The sequence below is a fragment of the Delftia sp. ASV31 genome, assembly GCF_016428765.1.
GTDB lineage: Bacteria > Pseudomonadota > Gammaproteobacteria > Burkholderiales > Burkholderiaceae_C > Comamonas > Comamonas acidovorans.
On record NZ_JAELTK010000173.1, the window covers coordinates 1 to 2891 of the forward strand.

General features: G+C 73.2%; 2 protein-coding genes. Both read right to left on the minus strand.

Translation table 11 applies throughout. From position 1 onward, the window contains the following. On the minus strand, positions 1-2457 hold a 2457-nt coding region (locus tag JHD82_RS28735), incomplete at its 3' end, for an FtsX-like permease family protein (RefSeq protein ID WP_199140285.1). Positions 2458-2476: 19 nt separating this feature from the next. Further along, positions 2477-2891 (minus strand): ABC transporter ATP-binding protein (locus JHD82_RS28740; RefSeq protein WP_199140287.1); only part of this gene is annotated, 415 nt, incomplete at its 5' end.

Consider the following 2891-nt stretch of genomic DNA (forward strand, 5'->3'; position numbering starts at 1 on the left):
GCGGGGCCAGGGCAGGGACAGCTCCATGGTCCAGTGAAAGCTTTGCGGATTCACCACGTGCACCAGGATCACGGCCACGCCCAGGCCCAGCAGGCTGCCGGCGATGGCGCCCGCCGTGGTCCAGGCCATGCCCTCGCCGGCCACCACGGCCAGGATGTCGCGCCGCGTCAGGCCCAGGTGGGCGAGCAGGCCGAATTCCTTGCGCCGTGCCAGCACCTGGGCGCTGAAGCTGGCGGCAATGCCGAACAGGCCGATGCCGATGGCCACGGCCTGCAGCCAGTAGGTCACGGCAAAGCTGCGGTCGAAGATGCGCATGGAGCGCTCGCGCAGCGCGCCGCTGCTGGCGAACTCCAGGGCCTGCGCGGCGCCCGGCCCGGCCAGCAGCGACTGGATGCGCGCCTGAAGCTGCTGCGCCGTGGCCGTGTCGTCGCCGTCCGGCCAGATGGCGATTTCGGTGGGGCCTGCCGTGGTGGCGCTGCCGTCGGCAAGCCGTTGGTAGTCATTCCAGTCCATGGCGATGGCGCCGAACTGGCGCACATAGTCGCGCCAGATGCCGGCCACAAACACGCGGGAATCTTCGGACGGCAGGGCCTGGGCCAGCAGCGGCCACTCCTGGCCCGGCCGCACGCCATAGAGTTGGGCCACGGCTTCACTGACATAGACGGGCGTGCTGCCAGCGGGTGCTTGCACGGGGCCTTGTATCCACGGCAACTGCTGGCCCTGGGGGCCATGCAGCGGACGCAGCAGCAGGCTGACGGCGGGGCGATCCGGGCTGAGCCACAGGCTGGTGCCGCGCATGGGCTGGGCGCGCTGCACGCCAGGCAGGGCGGCAATGCGCGCGGCCAGATCGGCGGGCAGGGGCGCGGCATCGGCACGGCCTGCGCTGCCGGCGGTGCGCAGGTACAGCGGGGCGGGCAGCACGGCGTCCAGCCAGGCGATCATGCTGTCCCTGAAGCTGGCCACCATCACGGTCAGCGCCACGGCCAGGCTCAGGCTGGCCACCACGCCGCCCACGGCCACCGTGGTGCTGCGGCGCATGCGCCGCGCACGCTCCACGGGCAGCAGGGCCAGCGGCTGGCGCAGCAGCGATTGCGGCACCAGGCGCAACAGCTGGCCCAACAGCCAGGGCAGGGCGGCCATGCCGCCCAGCAGCAGCAGGGCCACGGCGGCATAGGCGGCAAGGGGAATGCCGGCCACGGGCGGCACAAAGGCCAGGGCCACGCTGGCTGCCATCAGCAGCAGGGCCGGCAGGCCACGCGCCGCGCGTTCGGAGCCCGCGCCCTGGCCCTTGAGCGTGGCGGCGGGCGGCAACTCCATGGCCTGGCGCGCCGGCCACCAGCCGCCAGCCACGGTGGCGGCCACGCCCAGCAGGCCAAAGGTCAGCGCGGCGCTGGCGCTCCACTGCAGCGCGGGCTGCACGCCGGCAAAGTAGCCGCCGCCCAAGTCACCGCCCAGCAGGTGCAGGGCCAGCCAGGCCAAGCCCGCGCCCAGCGCAATGCCGGCCGCGCTGCCCACCATGCCCAGCAGCAGCGATTCCAGCAGCACCAGGCCCAGGCGCTGGCGCGGCGTCAGTCCCAGCACGGCCAGCAGGGCGAACTGCGGCGCGCGCTGGGCCACGCTGAGCGCCAGCACCGAGAACACCAGGAACGCCCCCGTGAACAGCGCCACCAGGGCCAGCACCGTGAGGTTGACGCGGTAGGCGCGCGACATCTCGGCAATGCGCTGCTGGTCGTCGCCGGGGCGGCTGGCCAGGGCCTGGGCGGGCCAGTCGGGCAGGCGGCGCAGCTCGGCCAGCAGGGACTCGCGCGTGGCGCCTTCGGCCAGCAGCACATCGATGCGGTCCACCTGGCCCCAGCGCTGCAGGCTGTCCTGCAGCGCGCCGATGTCCATCACGGCCAGCGGCGGGCCGGATGCGGCCACCGTGCCCGCGATGCGCAGGGTCTGCGCGCGCCCGCCCAGTTGCCATGGCAGGGGCGTGTGCCGCGCCTGCTCCGGCGTCAGGCCCAGGGCTTCGAGTGCCGTTGCATTGAGGAAGACCGCATCGGGCGCGAACAGGTCCAGCCGCCCGCCGCCATCGAACAGCCGGGGCATGAGCGCAGGCGCCACGGGCGCCAGCCGCAGCGCATCGCCGCCCAGCACGCGCAACTGCACCGGCGTGGCGGTGCCGGCCAGGGCTGTGGCTTCGATCCAGGGGGCGGCCAGGCTGACCTGGGGCTGCTGCGCAACACGGCCATACAGCGATTCGGGCAGGCCGCCCTGCATGGCACGCAACTCCAGGTCCGGCTGGCCGCTGACCGTGCGCACGGCACGCGAGAACTCATCGAGCGCGGACTGGTTGATCACATGCACGGCAAAGCCCAGGGCCACGCCCAGCATGATGGCCACCAGGGCGGTGGCCGTGCGCCAGGGATGCTGGCGCAGCTCCTGCCAGGAAAAGGTGCGAAGCAGGGCGAGCATGGGCGGATGGTCTCTGGCGCTAGGCGGGCTGCATGCCCTGTGCGGTCAGGCGCAGCACGCGGTCGGCACGGCGCGCGGCCTCGATGGAGTGCGTGACCAGCACCAGGGCGGCCTGGTGTTCCCGGGTCTGCTGCAGCAGCAGTTCCATGACCTGTGCGGCCGTGCCGGGGTCCAGGTTGCCGGTGGGCTCGTCGGCCAGCAGCAGGGCCGGGCCGTGGACCAGGGCGCGTGCAATGGCCACGCGCTGCAGCTGGCCGCCGCTGAGCTGCCAGGGCAGGCGCTGCTCCAGCCCCTGCAGCCCGACGGCCTGCAGCAGTTGCTGCACGCGCTGGCGGCCCGCCGCATCCAGCCGCTGCAGCAGCATCAGCGGCAGGGCCACGTTGTGCCAGACATCCAGGTGCGGCAGCACATGGAAGGCCTGGAACACGAAGCCG